The following is a 16265-nucleotide window of genomic DNA, read 5'->3' as shown; positions in this document are numbered from 1 at the left end:
CTTACAATCTGATGTCTACGCCGGTGTCGGTGACCGTTGTGACGTGGTCAGGCCGAATGATATTTTCATCATCAGCTCCGGCAGCGTCATGGTTCACAAAGAGTGTGTCTTGCTGCGTGCTCTGCTGGTCAGTATCGCTGCCAGTCTGCTGCTGTCCTTCTGAAAATGCAAAGTCGATACTCTCGTAGCCCAGCGACTGAAATTCGCGGGCCAGCTGGTCAATGTTGCGTTTCATCAGATCCAGTGTTTCCGGCCGTTCCGCCAATACCGTCACCGTGATGGCGTTTTCGCTGGCCGCGATGCTCATGCGCACTTTTCCAAGTTCGCGGGGGCTGAGCATGAGCTCAACAGGCTTGTCGGGCATCTTTTGCAACACCTCCGCCATCTGACGCGCAATCATTGCAGGCGTTTCCGCGCGCGCGAGTGTCTGGCTTAGAGAGGACGCTGCGGCAGATCTTGGATCGGACTGGGTTGTTATTTCTGAGGTTGTGCCTACAACTGGCTGCAGGTCAAATACCTCTCCTTTGGGTATCGCTGAAACCGAAAGGTCCCTGTTCTGCATCACGGGCATCGTGCCTGTCGGAATCGCCGTCGCCGGGCTGCGCAGTTTATTTGCTGCGATGGCGGGCGTTTCATTCCTCACGCTGGATTCGACCTCTGCTATGCGCCTGATCTGTTTTCTGTCGAGGCCCGGCTGCGCAGCAGGGATATCCGGTTTGTTTGTGATTGCAGGTTCAGTTTCAGTTGCCCGCACCGGAGCACTCTGCTTAACTGGGTCAGGCGTCTCGCGTTGTCTCACATCAACACGCGTCTGTTGCATGTCACCTCTGGCATTTGCGGACGTTTCCGTTCCGACCAGTCCCTGCCTGACTTTAGGCTCCGTGACTGGTTGCGTCACATCGGTTTTCACGTCCGTGTTTTTTGCTATCTGTTCGGTCGCCTCGACAGGGATCGTTGCCCGGCGCTCATCACCGTCGTCCGCAGTCACAATGCGTGAGCTGGTTTGTTGAAGAAATGCGAGTTCAGACACCGGTTGTCCCGCTTTGGCCGGTTTCTTTTCTGCCTCAACCGGTGCGTCAACTGGATCATCAACGTCTGTATCGAAGACCGCGGCCTCGGCAGCTTCCGCATCCTCATCAACCGCTGCCTTTGCTTCACTTCCCAACCCAGGCTTGTCTTCTGTGCCATCAGACTTTGCAGACGCCTCTTTTACGTCGTCTGTCTCGTTCGCCTGAGTCTCAGCCGTTGAGTTTTCCGCCGTATCGTTTTCTTCGGCCATTACGGTGTCGAAGTCGTCCTGTGGCGCTTCGGCGTCGTTCCCCCGGGTGGCTGATCCTGATGATGATTCCGCGCGTGATGCGCCGGATGGTGCTTTTACAAATGGAATTTCCAACATCTCGTTCTCCCGGAGTTCTTCCGTCGCTCGGCGCTCTTATGACGGACGTTGGTTACCGCATCTTTACCGGTTTCGCGGATGATCGGAAAAAATAGATGCAATTGGAGATACCCAGATGTCAGTTATTCAACCAGCAGCACAGCCGGTGCAGCCTCCGACCCTGAAAGATCATGCTCTGAGGGAGGCCGCCGAAAAACTTGAGGCAGGTTTTCTGGCGGAAATGCTGAAATCAGCAGGACTTGGGAAAACCAGCGATCACTTTGGCGGCGGCTCCGGTGAAGACCAGTTTTCATCATTTCTTCTGCAGGAACAGGCAATGCAGATGGTCCGTGCCGGTGGCATCGGGCTCAGCGAATCAATTTTCCAGTCTCTGAAGGAGAAACAGAATGACGGACAATGACTTTGCAGCAGTCATCGGTGAACTCGATGACCTTCTCGATGCGGAGAAAAGAGCACTGCTCGAAGGCGACCTGGAACAGGTGGGCCGCCTGTTGGAGCGAAAAGAGTCTCTTATTGATCTTTTGTCGCAACTTGAGGCAGGCGAAATGGCGCAGCTGGAAAACCTGAATACCAAGGTTAAGCGCAATCAGGCCCTTCTTGACCACGCCTTGCAGGGGATAAAGTCTGTGTCCCAACGCCTTGCTGCATTGCGTCGCGTTCGCGATTCCCTTGATACGTATGATGAAAGTGGAAAGCGTCAAACTATTGATATGAATAAGGAATCATCACTCGAAAAGCGTGCTTGAAACCGAATTTGTCTAAAAACAGCCGTATTGGGAAAGAGCGATTTAGGACTTCGTTAGCCTTTGAAGGGTCTTTTGCACCTCGCATTCGATCGCGAATGGCGCACCTCCAGAAACTGGTGGCTGCATTGGTCAGAAAGACTGTTTCAAACCGGGCGGATATCCGGCCGGCCATAAACCACGCAAAGCGTGAATGATCAAAGGAACATTACTGATGTCCAGTATTCTTACCAACAACAGCGCAATGGTTGCGCTGCAGACCCTGAAATCGATCAACATGAACCTCGGCAAAGTCCAGAGCGAGATTTCGACTGGTAAAACAGTTGAAAGCGCGAAGGACAACGCGGCGACATGGGCGATTTCCAAGGTTATGTCTTCCGACGTTTCCGGTTTCGAGGCCATTTCCGACTCGCTGGGCCTCGGCCAGGCGACAGTTGGTGTTTCCCTGAACGCAGCTGAGAGCGTCACAGATCTGCTGACCGAAATCAAAGGCAAGATCGTGAACTCGCAGGAAGAGAACGTTGACCGTGCAAAAATCCAGACGGATATCGAAGCTTTGCGCGATCAGATCTCCAGCATTGTTGGCGCAGCCCAGTTCAACGGTCTGAACCTGCTGAAAAACGACAGCAATGTTGAAGGTTCGGGCACTGCGAACATCCTGTCTTCGCTCGACCGCGGTGGCGACGGTACTGTCACAGCAAGCAACATCAGCGTTGCGAAGCAGGACCTCGATACACGCGCCGCTGTGTTTGGTTCCACAGCTGTTGGTGCTGCGGGTGATCTGATCACCACATCTGCGGCTGCGGCCGTTGGTCCGGCAGGTGCGACACCGGTCATCGGCTTTACGGCTGGTGGAGCTGAAGCAGGTGCTTCCTATCGCATCACCCTGACAGGTGCTGCTGCGAGTGAGTGGGGAACCACGGCAGTGAACTTTGAGTATGTCGCTGCTGACGGTGATACCGAGCTGGATGTCAGCAACAATCTGCTTCAGCAGATGAATGACTATGCCACGGCGAACGGCTTCACAAACACCACCTTCACCCAGAACACAACGACCGGCGCGATCACAGTGGCCAACACTGACGTTGCGGCGAACACACTGGGCGTTGCAGTGGCGGAAAACCTGGGTGGTACGTCCGGTGGTGGTCTGGCCGACCTGGCAACTATCGATGTATCTACTGCTGACGGTGCAACCGCAGCTCTGGCTTCGATCGAAAGCCTGATCCAGACGTCCATCGACTCGGCTGCGTCGCTTGGTTCTGACGGCCGCCGTATCGAAGCTCAGTCCAGCTTCGTCAGCAACCTGATCGATGGTCTGAAGTCCGGTATCGGTACGCTGGTTGATGCGGATATGGAAGCAGCCTCGGCCAAACTGCAGGCCCTGCAGACACAGCAGCAGCTGGGTGTACAGGCGCTGTCGATTGCCAACCAGGCTCCGCAGACAATCCTGTCGCTGTTCCGGTAATCCGATAAATTCAGGGGCGCGCCATGACGCGCCCCTGAAATCCCGAAGTGACAAATAACAGGTACTGGATTTTATCGTGAATGCTTATGCTCAGGCGCAACGTGCTTACTCCCCGGTAAACTCGCCCACGAAAACAACGCGTGGTATCGAGTATGAAGTGATCGCACGTATCTCGCATCGACTGAAAGCGGCGGTAAAGTCAAAGAACTATAACGCGCTCGCGGAGGCACTTTATGACAACAACAAGCTCTGGACAGCGCTGGCAATTGATGTCGCAAACCCTGAAAATCTGCTCCCCGAGGAACTCAGAGCACGCATTTTCTATCTTGCAGACTTTACCCGGCAGCATACGTCCAAAGTTCTGATGAAACAAGACAACGCGGTTCCCTTGCTGGAAATCAATGCTGCGATTCTCAAAGGATTAAAACAGGAGGCTGGAAAACAATGAGCGGATTGGTTTTGAAACTCAGCCCCAAAGAACGCGTCCTGATAAACGGTGTCGTTATCGAGAATGGTGACCGCAGAAGCCGGTTGTCCATCATGACGCCGGACGCGAATATTCTGCGTCTGCGCGATGCAATCCATCCTGAAGATGCAAAGACGCCGGTTCGGCGCGCATGCTTTGCCATGCAGCTTGTTCTTTCCGGTGATAAGTCGCCTGAGGATGCGCACCTTCCGCTCTTGCGCCAGATTGAAGACCTGAGCCAGGTGTTCACTGATCCCGACAGCAGAAATGTTCTGGCTGAAGCAACCAAGGGGCTCGTACAAAAGGAACACTACAGGGCCTTGAAAGCACTCAGAGCATTGCTGCCCCGCGAAGACCGTCTTCTTGCAGCGCGGCCCAGCTGATGTTCACCCCGATTATTCCTTCGTCGGGGCTCGGAGGTTGGTCGTTTCTTCAGCGTACTTACGATTCCCAACTCAAAACGTTCTCAGAATCCGCCGTGCAATCACGTGCGATCGCATATTTCGAAGAGAACATCACCAATGTCCGTACCGCGGAAGATCTTGTGTCGGATCGCCGCCTTCTTGAAGTTGCCCTAGGTGCTTTTGGCCTTCAGGAAGATATTGATAACCGCTTCTTTATCAGAAAAATGCTCGAGGAAGGTTCGACAAACGACGATGCCCTTGCGAACCGTTTTTCAGACACACGATATAGCGAGTTTGTCGAAGCTTTTGGGCTCGGTCCCGGTGAAACCAGTCAGATTGGCACTGCCAGTCTGACCAATCGCATAACGGCGCTTTATACGGCCAACAGCTTTGAGGTGGCGGCCGGGGATCAGGACAACACCATGCGGGTTGCCCTTTATGCTCAACGAAAACTTGGTGAACTTGCCGCTCCGGCGACCAGGTCCCCGGAACGACTCGCAGCAGAAGAAGTTGCAGAGGCTGTGGACAGGTTCGCGGCATCGGTGTCGGATGACACAGAGTATTTCGATCTGTTCATAGGTAAGGTAGAAACCGTTGATGACCTGCTGGCTGACACCAGACTTCTCAAAGTTGCCCTTGGCGCTTTCGGACTGAATGAAGACTACGAAGCGATCGTCAGTTTTGTGCCGACCGCTGAACAGCCTAACAGTCCGGAACTTGAAAAAATCAGACAGGTTCTTGTTGAAGGGAGTATTTCGGATATTGCCCTTGGAAGTACCCTTGAGAATCCCCAGTACCGAAATTTCTCTCGTGCTTTTGGGTTTGGAATTGCGGAAGATTTTCGGGCAAATGATTTTGGCTTCGCCACCGTTATTAACGACCTTTATATTGAATCGAATTTCAAGGTTCCGGATGACATAGATTTCGCAGGAGAAGTGGTTGTCTCGAATGGCCAGTTTCTGCTCGAGGACATCGATGTCAGGGATATATCAAACGATGCGAAGTGGTTCACGATAATGGGCGAACCTCCTTTACGCTCGTTATTCGAGAAAGCTCTCAACCTGCCTTCTGAATTTGGTCAGGTCGATATTGACCAGCAACTGGTGGTTTTTAAGGAGCGTTCAAGACAGGTTTTCGGAAGTGACGATGTCAGCATTTTTGCCGACCCCGAAATCATTGATGATGCCATTCAGAAATATATTGTCCGGTCGCAGATTGATGCGTTTTCTGCCAATACTTCGTCTGCATCCATTGCGCTGGCGCTTCTCCAATCCTGATCGCAAATCTTTATGCCGCCGAGTGCGGACGACCGGCGGTTCGGGCAGGGATTTGCGAACGGGTGCGGCGCAGAACCAGTTCAAGTTGTGTGAAGCTATGATCGATAGATTGCTTTTCGGTCTTGGACAGGAAAATATCCAGCTCTGACCAGATCTGAATTGCAGCATCAACTTCCGGATCACTTCCAGCAGAATATAGTCCGGCGCGTATCATCATCGCGTTCTCGTCGTAGACTGAGAGCAGCCGCCTCGCCTGCGCCAGAAGTGCATTTTCACTCTCGGTGGCTGCTGCGGGCAAACTTCTCGACACAGAACGCAACACATCGATGGCAGGATAGCGTCCTCTTTCGGCGATACTTCTGTCCAGCACGACATGTCCATCCAATACACCCCTGAGAATGTCTGCAACCGGTTCGTCCATGTCGGACCCTGCAACCAACACGCTGAAAACGCCGGTGATATCTCCCTGCATTCTCGCACCCGGCCCGGCACGTTCGCAAAGCGACATAATCAGATGCGCGGTCGAAGGGGGGAACCCACGCAAAACGGGTGCTTCACCGGACGCTACAGCGACTTCTCTGTGTGCTTCAGCAAAACGGGTTATCGAATCGGCCAGAAAAAGAACTGAAGATCCCCGGTCCCTGAAATGCTCTGCAACCGACATGGCCGCCCAGGCGCATCTTCTTCTGATCAGGGGCGACTGATCTGAGGTTGCACAGACAACGACAGCACGCTTCAGCCCTTCATCACCCAGAACCTCCTCAATAAAGTGCCGGAGTTCCCGACCACGTTCGCCAATGAGCGCAATCACAACGATATCCGCCGTCATATTCTGCGCGAGATGACCCAGCAAACTGGATTTTCCAACCCCGGAACCTGCGAACAGCCCGATGCGCTGCCCCTGCACCACAGGCAGAAGTGTATTCAGCACAGTGAGACCTGTATTCATACGCTCTCCCATTGCACGGCGTTGTGCCGCATCGGGGGGCGCATTCCGGAGGCTTCGTGAAAGAGATCCCCTCAAAAGCGGTTTCCCATCAAGTGGATTGCCGAAGGGGTCGATAATCCGTCCAACCCAGGAATCAGACGGCGCAATACCGCGCGCCTGTAAAAGAGCAGCGCGGTCGTTCAGCGCAACACCGTCCGGACTTTGATCCGGCAACAGCACCAGTTCATCCCCGTCAAGTTGAAGGATTTCACCGGAAAGCGGTTCGCCAAGGCGGTAGACAACGGCGAGATCGCCAATACGGGCTTTGCCCGCAAGCCCTCTGATGTGGATCAGTCCGGCCTCAACGCGACTGACGCGTCCAATCGCCCGAACCGGGTTCAACTCCATGATCTGCGCGGTGAGATCTTCGAAAGGAATATGCTGTGACATGTCGATCCTTTTGTTTCCGCAAACTCTTTCTAAAGGAATCACAGTTAAGCCTTGATGAAACCACACGAGGGAGAAGCCCCGATGTTTGAAAATCTTGATGTCTTCCGGATGTCACATGCGATGGCAGTTCATGCCGGCCAGAAACAGGCCGTTGCCGCGCAGAATGTCGCTAATGCGGACACGCCCGATTATAAAGCACAGGGCGTTATCCCATTTGCCGAAAGTTTCAGAAATGATGAGAGCGTCGTTGGTGGCCTGTCGCAGCGTGCCACACGCAGCCTGCATATGCATGGTGCTGTCGCAGGTCAGATGCCAGACCCGATTCTTGACCGCTCATCGCCCGAAGCGCCCAACGGAAACACAGTTTCGCTGGAAAACGAGATGCTCCGTTCGCTGGATGCAAAGCGTCAGCACGACCGGGCGCTCGCAATCTACAAATCTTCCATGACGATTCTGCGCGCTACTCTGAGCCGCTCTTAATTCCGGAGTAACAGTATGAGTGAATTTGCCAAAGCACTGAGCGTGACCACCAGCGGCCTGCAGGCGCAGGCGACAAGGTTGCGCCATCTTGCTGAAAACATATCGAACGCAGACACACCTGGTTACAGGCGTAAGATGATTTCGTTTGAAACGTCTTTCAACGCTGACAGTAATGTCTCTGAAGTTGAAACAAGCCGGGTCCGGCTTGACCGCACCAGCCTTGAACGGGTTTTCGACCCGTCGCATCCGATGGCAGACGAGAGCGGCTATTTTGACGGATCCAATGTTGATCTGCTCATTGAACTCGCCGACGCGCGTGAGGCGCAGCGCGGGTATGAAGCCAACCTGAAAGTATTTGAACAAACGCGGAAAATGTCCGGCAGCCTGATGGAGCTGCTGCGAAAGTAACCGACAAGACTGCGTGAGAAACACACGCTGACATAAGGAGATCCAGAATGGATATGAAAGCTGTCTCAGCCATCCAGAAATTTACAGATTCGCGCGCCAGTTCCGCGATTCAGAGTTACGCACAGGCGCGACCTGCAACCGAGCCCAAACCCGAAGAAGCGGGTATGGCGCAGGCGGTGCAGAATGTGGCGCTCGATTTCGCCCAGACGCTCGCCGAAAGCGAGGAGGTTGCAAAAACCGCGATGGTTGGCGACGCGGATCCGCATGCACTTGTTCAGGCGCTTGCGCAGACTGAACTTGCCGTCGAAGCCGCGGTTTCCGTCCGCAATAAAGTCGTCGAAGCGTATCAGGAAATCCTGAGGATGCCTGTCTGATATGGCTGATGAGATCATCTTCTTTGATACCCTGCGCCACGGACTGTGGATTGCGGTCATTATTTCGATACCGATTTTGACTGCAGCACTTGTAACCGGTGTGTCGATTGGCCTCGTGCAGGCCCTGACATCCATCCAGGAGATGACACTGACTTTTGTGCCAAAACTCGCGGCTATCGTGCTCGTGTTCTGGCTGTCCATGGGTTTCATGACCCAGACACTGGTTGCGTTCTTTCAGGACATGATCGTTCCCCTGATAATCGGAGGCTGACGATGGAAAATACTGGCTATACAACGCTGACACGACAATCCGGGCTGATGCGTGAGATGCGCATCGTTGCAAATAATATCGCTAATGCTGCGACCTCCGGTTATCGCCAGGAAGGCATGGTTTTTTCAGAATACGTGCAGTCGATTGATGGCGGTTCAAGCCTCTCAATGGGGCAAGGGAACTCCCGCCATACTTCGCTTGTACAGGGTGCACTGACCCAGACCGGTGGCACATTTGATTTTGCCATTGAGGGAGATGGTTTCTTTCTGATCGGCACGCCGGATGGCGAACGCCTGACGCGGGCGGGGTCCTTCTCACCCAACGCTGCCGGTGATCTGGTGACACCAGATGGGTATCAGGTTCTGGACCCGGGGGGCGCACCGGTTTTCGTGCCCGCAGGTGTGGGTGACATCGCCGTCGCTGCGGACGGGACGATCTCGGCCGAAGGCAACCCGATCGGGCAGATCGGAGTCGTTCGCCCGCTGGATCCTCAGCAGATGGTCCGGGAGGATGGCGTGATGTTTCGGGCAGACAGCGGGTTTGAACCGGCTGAGGACTCAAATGTCCTTCAGCGATTTGTCGAAAATTCCAACGTGGATGCAATCTCGCAGATCACACGGATGATTGAAGTACAGCGTGCCTATGAACTGGGCGCCAGTTTTCTGGAAGCGGAAGACGAACGCGTTCGTCAGGCCCTCAAAGCGCTGTCACAATAACGAGTAAAGGAGACTTCCATGCGTGCACTAAAAATTGCGGCCACCGGCATGAGCGCTCAGCAACTGCGTGTTGAGACGATTTCCAACAACCTCTCAAATATGAGTACGACCGGCTACAATGCCCGGCGTGCAGAATTTGCAGACCTGCACTATCAACAGATGATGCGCCCCGGCACGATCAACGCGACCGATGGGACGGTTCTTCCGACCGGGGTTCAGCTTGGCCTTGGTGTCCGTCCATCAGCTGTTTCGGTTCAGCTTCAACAGGGGTCTCTGAGTGCGACCGGCGGCGACCTTGATCTTGCGATCGAAGGCTCCGGATATCTGGAAGTAATTCTTCCTTCCGGTCAGACGGCGTACACAAGAGACGGGGGGCTCAAGAGAAACGGGGAAGGTCTGATTGTTACGTCGGACGGTTTCGCTGTGCAGCCTGAGATTGTCATCCCGGACGACGCGCGAAGCATCTCGATCAACGCGGCTGGCGAAGTTTTTGCCTATTTCGCCGACAATCCGGACGCCCAGCTCCTCGGCCAGTTCAACATGACGGGTTTCACAAATGCCAAAGGCCTTGAAGCGCTTGGCGGCAATCTGTTTGCGGAAACTGAAGCGTCAGGCCCGCCATTGGTCTCCACGCCGGGTGAAGATGGCCTTGGCACCGTGAGACAGGGGTTTCTGGAAGACAGTTCCGTGGATGCCGTACGGGAAATTACTGAGCTGATCGAAGCGCAACGGGGATATGAGATGAACGCCAAGGTCATTTCTGCTGCCGATCAGATGATGGGCGCGACCACGCAGATCCGATGATCAGGCTTTGCTCGGTTTTTCTTTTGTTTTGTTCGGCCGGGGTAGCTGCGGCTGATGCTGTGGTTGCAACCCGCACAATACGTGCCGCCGCGATAATAACGGATACGGACGTCAAACTGATATCCGGTGAGGTGCCGGGTGGTTTTGATGCGCTGCACTATGTGATTGGTCAGGAAGCAAAAACAACGCTCTACGCTGGTAGGCCAGTGAGGTTCAGCGATGTCGGCCCCCCCGCGCTTGTCGCCCGCAATCAGGTGGTTCCTTTACGTTTTGAGGCGTCTGGCCTTGTGATTGAAACAGAAGGCCGTTCGCTGGAACGGGGCGCGGTTGGCGACCGGGTCAGAATAATGAACCTTGCATCGCGGCAAACTCTTTTTGGTCAGGTTCAGGACGATGGTTCTGTTTTGGTAAAATAGTTCGGAGACTTAAATGTACAGACACTTTGTTCCTCTTGCAGTTGCTGCGGTTGCTCTGACCGGCTGTGCCCGTCTGGACCATTTGGGCAAGGCTCCTTCCTTCAGCCCGGCGATGGCAACAACCGAACACAATGCAATGTTGTCGCCGGGTCTGCCCGTTACGGCTGACGCATCATCCCCGACCGAAGCTGCGTCTCTTTGGTCTGGCGCGCGTCAGTCACTTCTGGGCGACAGACGGGCTATCCAGCGTGGCGATATTTTGACGGTGGTAATTGAAATTGATGAAGAGGCAGAAATCTCTAACGCGACTGACAGGTCCAGGTCAGGGTCGGAAAGTCTCGGTGTCCCCAGCCTTTTCGGATTGCCACAAAGAATAGACGAGCGACTTCCTGATGGTGCGACGACCGCTGACGCTGTGTCTATCAATTCGACAAGCAGATCGTCTGGTGACGGATCGGTCAAAAGAAACGAAAAACTGACGCTGCGCGTCGCAGCTACCATAGTTGACGTTCTGCCAAATGGAGTTTTGTCAATTGCAGGCAGTCAGGAGCTGCGTGTCAATTTCGAAATGCGCGAACTTCTCGTCACAGGTTACGTTCGCCCGGAAGATATCTCCCGGCAAAATGAGATCACCTACGACAAGATAGCAACCGCGCGCGTTTCCTATGGTGGTCGTGGTCAGATTACTGATGTGCAGCAACCACGCATGGGCCAACAGGTCCTGGACGCAATTCTCCCGTTCTGAGGTGAACTGATATGAAAATCGTTCTTCCGTTGGTAATGTTGATTGTTGGGTCAGGGGCCGGTGTAGGGGCGGGTTTGTTCCTGAAACCCGAACCTGAGCCAGCGCCTCCTGCGATGGATGAAGAAGCTTCAAACGCCGAGCAACCGGCAGCAGAAGTGGCTGAACAGGAGCCACAGTCTGCAGACGAGGAGAATGTGGCGGTCCAATATGTAGACTTATCAAACCAGTTTGTCGTACCAATCGTTGACGGCAACCGGATTGCGTCAATGGTTGTTTTGTCTTTGAATGTTGAAGTTCCGGATGGCGGCAGTCAAATAATCTATGACACTGAACCAAAAATAAGGGATGCATTTCTGCGCGTTCTTTTTGACTTTGCCAACATAGGTGGTTTTTCCGGAGCGTTTACCGACAACAACAACCTCAACGTTTTACGCAGAAACTTGCGCGAAGTTGCTCAAAAAACCATGGGGTCAGATGTAATAAATGACGTTCTGATATCAGATATTGCCCGACAGGACTATTGATCAGAAACGCCTCCAATGACTGTTTCGCATCCCTTTTTACTTCGCGGTTTTCTTACGCTTTGCCAATGCCATTTCTATTGAGTCGCTGAGACGGCAAGTTCGCGCTTCGTACCTGATATCTTCCAGTTGCTTTCTCCTCAATTCCTCGGCCACAAGTAATTTTCCGTAGTCTTTTCGAACTCTGTTCAGGTAACCTTCCTTCTGCGCCAGTATTTGGGCAAGTTGTAAATTAAGCTCCGTTTTTGTGCGACCGACCCATGACTTCCAGATTATGTCGGCGCCAATGGTTTTCATCGAAGATTCCACATCAGAATCCGCGTCACGGGCTTGTTTGTCCAGTTTCCTGAGTTTGTCGCGCAGTTGGTTTTCCTGACTAACATATCGGCGAAGATCCTGTTGGCTGGTAAGGTATTTTGCTCGCATGATTTCTTCGAGCTTTGAGAGCTTCGAGTGTTCTTTTACCATGCTCTACCTTTTGAACGTTCTCTCATCGCTTCAGAGAAACGAATTGCGGCGGCAACAGCCTTATAGTGCTCTGGTGCAATTTCCTGATCGATCTCTGTTGTGGCATGTAGGGCTCTTGCCGTTGGTGGATCGCTGTGAATAGGCACGTCGTTTTCGGTTGCGATTTCCCGAATTCTCAGGGCGATTTCGTCAATTCCTTTGGCGACGCAAACCGGTGCTTTTCCGGGTTCCCTGTCCCAACGCAAAGCGACCGCGTAGTGTGTTGGGTTCACGATTATCACATCAGCGTCCGGAACATCACTCATCATCTGAGACTGTGAGGAGGTTTGTGCCCGTTTTCGTCGTTCCTGTTTAACATGAGGATCTCCCTCACTGTTTTTGGTTTCGTCCATAATTTCTTTTCGGGACATTCTGTTTTTTCGTATGTGTTCGAAATGCTGCCAGACTGCGTCAATGCCGCCAATGAGTCCTGAAACGCAAACAACAACAAACAAAAAGCTCAGGAAAATCTCAGCAAGCAGGAGTATAACCGAATGAGGGTTTGTAAAAAGCGCGCCAACCATATCATTGAGGTGAAGTCGGATGAAAATTGCAAGACAAGCGGAATAGATAATCAGCTTGATTGTGCTTATCAAAAACTGAAAAAGGCCATTGCGTCCGTATTTGTTTTTTGCATTCGATATTATCGAAATTTTGGACAGTTTCGGTTTAATCTTGTCGGGAGCGAAAACGATACCCTTCAACGCAAACAGGCAAACCAGGACACAGACAGCTGGTAACAGAAATATCGGTGAAATTGATGTTGCGACTTTGTTGATCAGAATTCCCGCTGTTGGGGCAGCTGCGCCGTTGAAGAACAGTTCGGCCAGCTGCGCCGGCTGATCGATCAGAATCGACAGACTTTCGCCAAACGCAAGGAGACTGGACCCACCCATCAATAGAAATGCCGCGAATAGTCCGGCATATCCAGCCGCGGTCAGCACCTCTGTTGAACGTGGAATTTCGCCTTTTCTCCGCGCCTCAAGGAGCTTTTGCGGCGTAGGGTCAAATGACTTGTCAGTATCGTCGTCCTGCCCGCTCATCGAGCGTTTCCAAATGGATTCGACAGATAGACATCCATTGCACCCAGCCAGGCAGCAAGGATTGATGGGGCCGATACCATCAGTAGTATTAACCCTCCGGCTGTGATCACCGGTGCGCCGACAAAAGCTACCATCAACTGAGGCATTGCCTTGTTAATCGCTCCCAGCGCAATGTTATAAATTACGGCAAGAATGATGAATGGAGCTGCAAGGGTGAATGCGAGCGAGAACGCTTTTGCGACCTGGTCGACGCCCCATTCGGTCATATCATTTGCGGTCGCGAACTGGCCGAACGGGATGAATTCGTACGACAGAATAATGAGCTGTGCCGCCTTGACATGCAAACCCGTCATGACAGCAAGTGCCAACCCTCCCACGATCAGAATGTAGCCCATTGCCGGCATCGGATCGATTGCGGCACCCCCTAGTACCTGGGACAACGATGTTGACTGAGCTGCAATGGATCCAGCCGTTTGGAGTGCAAGAACAAAAAGCCTCAATCCGATGCCAATTGCCAACCCGGCAAATGTTTCCGACAGAATGACCATGCCAACACCTCCGAGCTCGTCTGGTGGGCTGATTTGTGGAAGAGCCGGAGCAACAACGAAAGTGAATGCTATAGCGACTGCCAGTTTGATCCTCGCCGGAACAGATTGTTCTCCGAAGGCCGGCAGCATCGACACCAGTGCGCCGACACGCAGGAAAACAGCAAATCCGTGCCACAACTGCGTTGTCAAAAGTGCCAGTAGTTCAGCGGAAGCATTCATGCAGCAACTACACCTACCAGCGATGGACGGGCATCCAGGCCGATTTCCTCAAATGACAGAACGGGATTGCTGATCCCTTTTGCGCGCATCACGGTTCTCAGAAAGCGCCGGCGCCTCGTGCTGGTGACGACAGCAGCATGGATCCCGTTTTCGTTTGCGTCCTGGAGTTTACGTGAGACGTTTTCCGCAAGCTGATTGAAGAGGTCGGGCGGCAAAGCGATATCGAGACCGCGGTCTGCTTCCACCTGATAAGTTGTGAAAGTGTCTTCCCATTCCGGTGCCAACTGGATCAGTGGCAGCGTGCCATCGTCCCGCCGCATTTCGGCAACAAGCTGGAAACCGAGGCGCTGGCGAACGTGTTCGCAGATTGCCTCCGGCTGTGCATTCCGGGATCGAGCTTCTGCAGTTGCTTCCAGTATGAGTGGCAGATTTCGGATAGAGACCAGTTCATCCAGAAGAAGGCGAAGAACAGTATGCAAAACGTCAATCGGAACTTTATCGGGGATCATCTCATCGAGCAGTTTCCGGTTCGCTTCCGCCCTTACCGGATTTGAGATATTAACCATCTCGGCAAGCAGTCGCCTCAGGGATTTAAGTGTGAGCAAACGGCTGAAGTTCTTTTTGACAGTTTCAAGCAAATGGGTCGCGAGAATTTCTGCCGGAGTTACCAATGTCAGGCCGTTCAGGGCCGCATTTTCCTGATCCCGGCTACTGATCCATCTGGCAGGTGCGCCGTAAACCGGTTCCATTGTATCAGTGCCGTCCGGCAATGCTGAAGCATCTTCAGGTATGAGCGCCAGCACCTTTTCCGGGCTGATTTGAGCTCTGGCCTGTTCTACTCCCTGAATACGCAGGACATATGTCCCGTTCGACAGCGCCGGATTATCAGTCAGCCTGATCTCGGGCAAAATCAGGCCAAAAACGGAGGCAACATGGGTCCGCATATTGGCAATCCGCGCGTCCAGCCCGGTGCCAGGATCCAGTACCATGTTGACAAGATCCGGTGCGAATTCGACGTGCACATCGTCGATTTCAAGCACATCTCCCAGAGGCTTCTCCGCAGGAACGTTCACTTCCGGTGCTTCGTGTTCGAGCTCAGGCTCTGAGTTTTTCTTCCTGTACAAAAGGTATGATGCAGTTCCAAGGGCGGCAGCACCGAGCACAAACGGCACAAAAGGCAATCCGGGAAACAGAGCAAAAGCCAACATCAGAATGGCGACAGTCGCGAGAGCTGCCGGGTGCTTGCCCAATTGGCTGAAAACGGCAAGATCTGTTGCACCCGTGGCACCGCCACGTGCCAGCAAAAGCGCTGACGCAATTGAAATCACAACAGCCGGGATTTGCGAAACCAGCCCGTCGCCAACAGTCAGAATGGCGTAGGTTTCAAATGCCTGACCCACTGGCATGTCGTGCACGGCGATCCCCATGATCAGGCCAGCCACAAGGTTGAGCAGCGTTATGAGCAAACCCGCGATCGCATCTCCTTTGACGAACTTTGATGCACCATCGAGTGAACCGAAAAACGTAGTTTCCTGTTGTTCGCGTTCCCTGCGCTCCTTTGCTTCTGTATGAGTTATTGCGCCTGCGGACATATCACTGTCGATTGCAAGTTGTTTTCCGGGCATTCCGTCCAGTGCAAATCGCGCGCCCACCTCGGCCATGCGGGCAGCACCCTTGGTGATGACCATGAAGTTGACAATCAGGAGCACACAAAAAACAACGAGCCCGAGGAAAACGCTGCCACCCATCACAAACTGGGCAAAGCTCTCGATCACATCGCCAGCAGCATCGGTTCCGGTGTGTCCCTGGCCGATGATGAGTTTTGTAGAAGACACATTCAGTGACAGCCGGAGCATCAGCGACGCCAGCAGAATGGTAGGAAAGGCGGAAAAATCCAAAGGCCGCTCGATGAAAAGAGTGACTGTAAAAATGAGAATTGCCAACGCAAATGAGGCGGCTAATCCAGTATCAAGAACCCACGCTGGCATGGGCAGTATCATCATTACGATTACAGCCATCAGTGCTACTGCGAGCATGATTGTAGGGTTCAGAAACGCTTTGAAACTCAGGTTCTGCATGACGCT

General features: G+C 53.3%; 21 protein-coding genes. 15 read left to right on the top strand and 6 right to left on the bottom strand.

Translation table 11 applies throughout. The features are described from left to right. Position 1: 1 nt before the first annotated feature. Positions 2-1396, bottom strand: coding sequence for a flagellar hook-length control protein FliK (locus ACZ1HA_RS16790; RefSeq protein ID WP_472714699.1), 1395 nt, complete (start codon positions 1394-1396; stop codon positions 2-4). Between the two features lie 115 nt (positions 1397-1511). Between ACZ1HA_RS16790 and ACZ1HA_RS16785 the strand changes: the two genes are divergently transcribed. From ACZ1HA_RS16785 to ACZ1HA_RS16760, 6 genes are all read left to right on the top strand, one after another. Further along, positions 1512-1796: a rod-binding protein gene (locus tag ACZ1HA_RS16785; protein ID WP_436398440.1), complete on the top strand. Its 285-nt coding sequence runs from the start codon at positions 1512-1514 to the stop codon at positions 1794-1796. Next, on the top strand, positions 1783-2142 hold the full coding sequence (locus tag ACZ1HA_RS16780; protein WP_472714698.1) for a flagellar biosynthesis protein FlgN: 360 nt from the start codon (positions 1783-1785) through the stop codon (positions 2140-2142). Before ACZ1HA_RS16785 ends, ACZ1HA_RS16780 begins: the two co-directional genes overlap by 14 nt. Positions 2143-2353: 211 nt before the next feature. Continuing rightward, the gene (locus tag ACZ1HA_RS16775) at positions 2354-3604 is read left to right on the top strand and encodes a flagellin N-terminal helical domain-containing protein (protein WP_375229532.1); all 1251 of its coding nucleotides are present in this window, start codon (positions 2354-2356) and stop codon (positions 3602-3604) included. Between the two features lie 76 nt (positions 3605-3680). Continuing rightward, a complete protein-coding gene (gene flaF, locus ACZ1HA_RS16770; RefSeq protein WP_472714697.1) occupies positions 3681-4052 on the top strand; it encodes a flagellar biosynthesis regulator FlaF in 372 nt (123 codons plus the stop codon). Further along, on the top strand, positions 4049-4453 hold the full coding sequence (gene flbT / locus ACZ1HA_RS16765) for a flagellar biosynthesis repressor FlbT (RefSeq protein WP_375229534.1): 405 nt from the start codon (positions 4049-4051) through the stop codon (positions 4451-4453). The genes flaF and flbT overlap by 4 nt, the downstream gene beginning before the upstream one ends. Beyond that, positions 4453-5751: a DUF1217 domain-containing protein gene (locus ACZ1HA_RS16760; protein ID WP_472714696.1), complete on the top strand. Its 1299-nt coding sequence runs from the start codon at positions 4453-4455 to the stop codon at positions 5749-5751. Before flbT ends, ACZ1HA_RS16760 begins: the two co-directional genes overlap by 1 nt. Positions 5752-5761: 10 nt before the next feature. Here ACZ1HA_RS16760 and ACZ1HA_RS16755 read toward each other — a convergent pair whose 3' ends face one another. Next, positions 5762-7129: a FliI/YscN family ATPase gene (locus ACZ1HA_RS16755; protein ID WP_472714695.1), complete on the bottom strand. Its 1368-nt coding sequence runs from the start codon at positions 7127-7129 to the stop codon at positions 5762-5764. Between the two features lie 81 nt (positions 7130-7210). Between ACZ1HA_RS16755 and ACZ1HA_RS16750 the strand changes: the two genes are divergently transcribed. The 9 genes from ACZ1HA_RS16750 to ACZ1HA_RS16710 are packed head-to-tail and all read left to right on the top strand — an operon-like array spanning position 7211 to position 11867. Beyond that, on the top strand, positions 7211-7609 hold the full coding sequence (locus ACZ1HA_RS16750) for a FlgB family protein (RefSeq protein ID WP_472714694.1): 399 nt from the start codon (positions 7211-7213) through the stop codon (positions 7607-7609). 15 nt (positions 7610-7624) lie between these two features. After that, the gene (flgC, locus tag ACZ1HA_RS16745) at positions 7625-8017 is read left to right on the top strand and encodes a flagellar basal body rod protein FlgC (protein WP_375229537.1); all 393 of its coding nucleotides are present in this window, start codon (positions 7625-7627) and stop codon (positions 8015-8017) included. Between the two features lie 47 nt (positions 8018-8064). Next, positions 8065-8391 carry a flagellar hook-basal body complex protein FliE gene (fliE, locus tag ACZ1HA_RS16740; RefSeq protein WP_375229538.1) on the top strand — a complete coding sequence of 109 codons (327 nt, stop codon included), beginning with the start codon at positions 8065-8067 and terminating at the stop codon, positions 8389-8391. Between the two features lies 1 nt (position 8392). Continuing rightward, the gene (locus ACZ1HA_RS16735) at positions 8393-8662 is read left to right on the top strand and encodes a flagellar biosynthetic protein FliQ (protein ID WP_375229539.1); all 270 of its coding nucleotides are present in this window, start codon (positions 8393-8395) and stop codon (positions 8660-8662) included. Positions 8663-8664: 2 nt separating this feature from the next. Then, positions 8665-9378, top strand: a complete 714-nt coding sequence (locus ACZ1HA_RS16730; RefSeq protein WP_472714693.1) for a flagellar hook-basal body complex protein — start codon at positions 8665-8667, stop codon at positions 9376-9378. Positions 9379-9396: 18 nt separating this feature from the next. Continuing rightward, entirely contained in the window at positions 9397-10182 is a 786-nt protein-coding gene (flgG, locus tag ACZ1HA_RS16725; protein WP_375229541.1) for a flagellar basal-body rod protein FlgG, read from the top strand. Next, complete coding sequence (gene flgA, locus ACZ1HA_RS16720; protein WP_472714692.1) at positions 10179-10598, top strand: flagellar basal body P-ring formation chaperone FlgA; 420 nt, start codon at positions 10179-10181, stop codon at positions 10596-10598. Before flgG ends, flgA begins: the two co-directional genes overlap by 4 nt. Positions 10599-10611: 13 nt before the next feature. Continuing rightward, a complete protein-coding gene (gene flgH, locus ACZ1HA_RS16715) occupies positions 10612-11343 on the top strand; it encodes a flagellar basal body L-ring protein FlgH (protein WP_375229543.1) in 732 nt (243 codons plus the stop codon). Positions 11344-11354: 11 nt separating this feature from the next. Next, entirely contained in the window at positions 11355-11867 is a 513-nt protein-coding gene (locus ACZ1HA_RS16710; protein ID WP_472714691.1) for a flagellar basal body-associated FliL family protein, read from the top strand. 36 nt (positions 11868-11903) lie between these two features. On the opposite strand, the gene ACZ1HA_RS16705 is transcribed toward ACZ1HA_RS16710, so the two are convergent. Genes ACZ1HA_RS16705 through flhA form a run of 4 tightly spaced genes read right to left on the bottom strand, consistent with a single transcriptional unit; the run spans position 11904 to position 16259 of the window. Next, complete coding sequence (locus tag ACZ1HA_RS16705; RefSeq protein WP_472714690.1) at positions 11904-12332, bottom strand: hypothetical protein; 429 nt, start codon at positions 12330-12332, stop codon at positions 11904-11906. Then, a complete protein-coding gene (gene flhB, locus ACZ1HA_RS16700; RefSeq protein WP_472714689.1) occupies positions 12326-13414 on the bottom strand; it encodes a flagellar type III secretion system protein FlhB in 1089 nt (362 codons plus the stop codon). Before flhB ends, ACZ1HA_RS16705 begins: the two co-directional genes overlap by 7 nt. After that, the gene (locus ACZ1HA_RS16695) at positions 13411-14181 is read right to left on the bottom strand and encodes a flagellar biosynthetic protein FliR (protein ID WP_375229547.1); all 771 of its coding nucleotides are present in this window, start codon (positions 14179-14181) and stop codon (positions 13411-13413) included. The genes flhB and ACZ1HA_RS16695 overlap by 4 nt, the downstream gene beginning before the upstream one ends. Beyond that, positions 14178-16259, bottom strand: a complete 2082-nt coding sequence (gene flhA, locus ACZ1HA_RS16690; protein ID WP_472714688.1) for a flagellar biosynthesis protein FlhA — start codon at positions 16257-16259, stop codon at positions 14178-14180. The genes ACZ1HA_RS16695 and flhA overlap by 4 nt, the downstream gene beginning before the upstream one ends. Positions 16260-16265: the final 6 nt, after the last annotated feature.

The organism is Roseobacter sp. S87 (assembly GCF_055693285.1).
The sequence above is the reverse complement of the archived record's forward strand: the minus strand, read 5'-3'. Positions and strand labels throughout refer to the sequence as shown.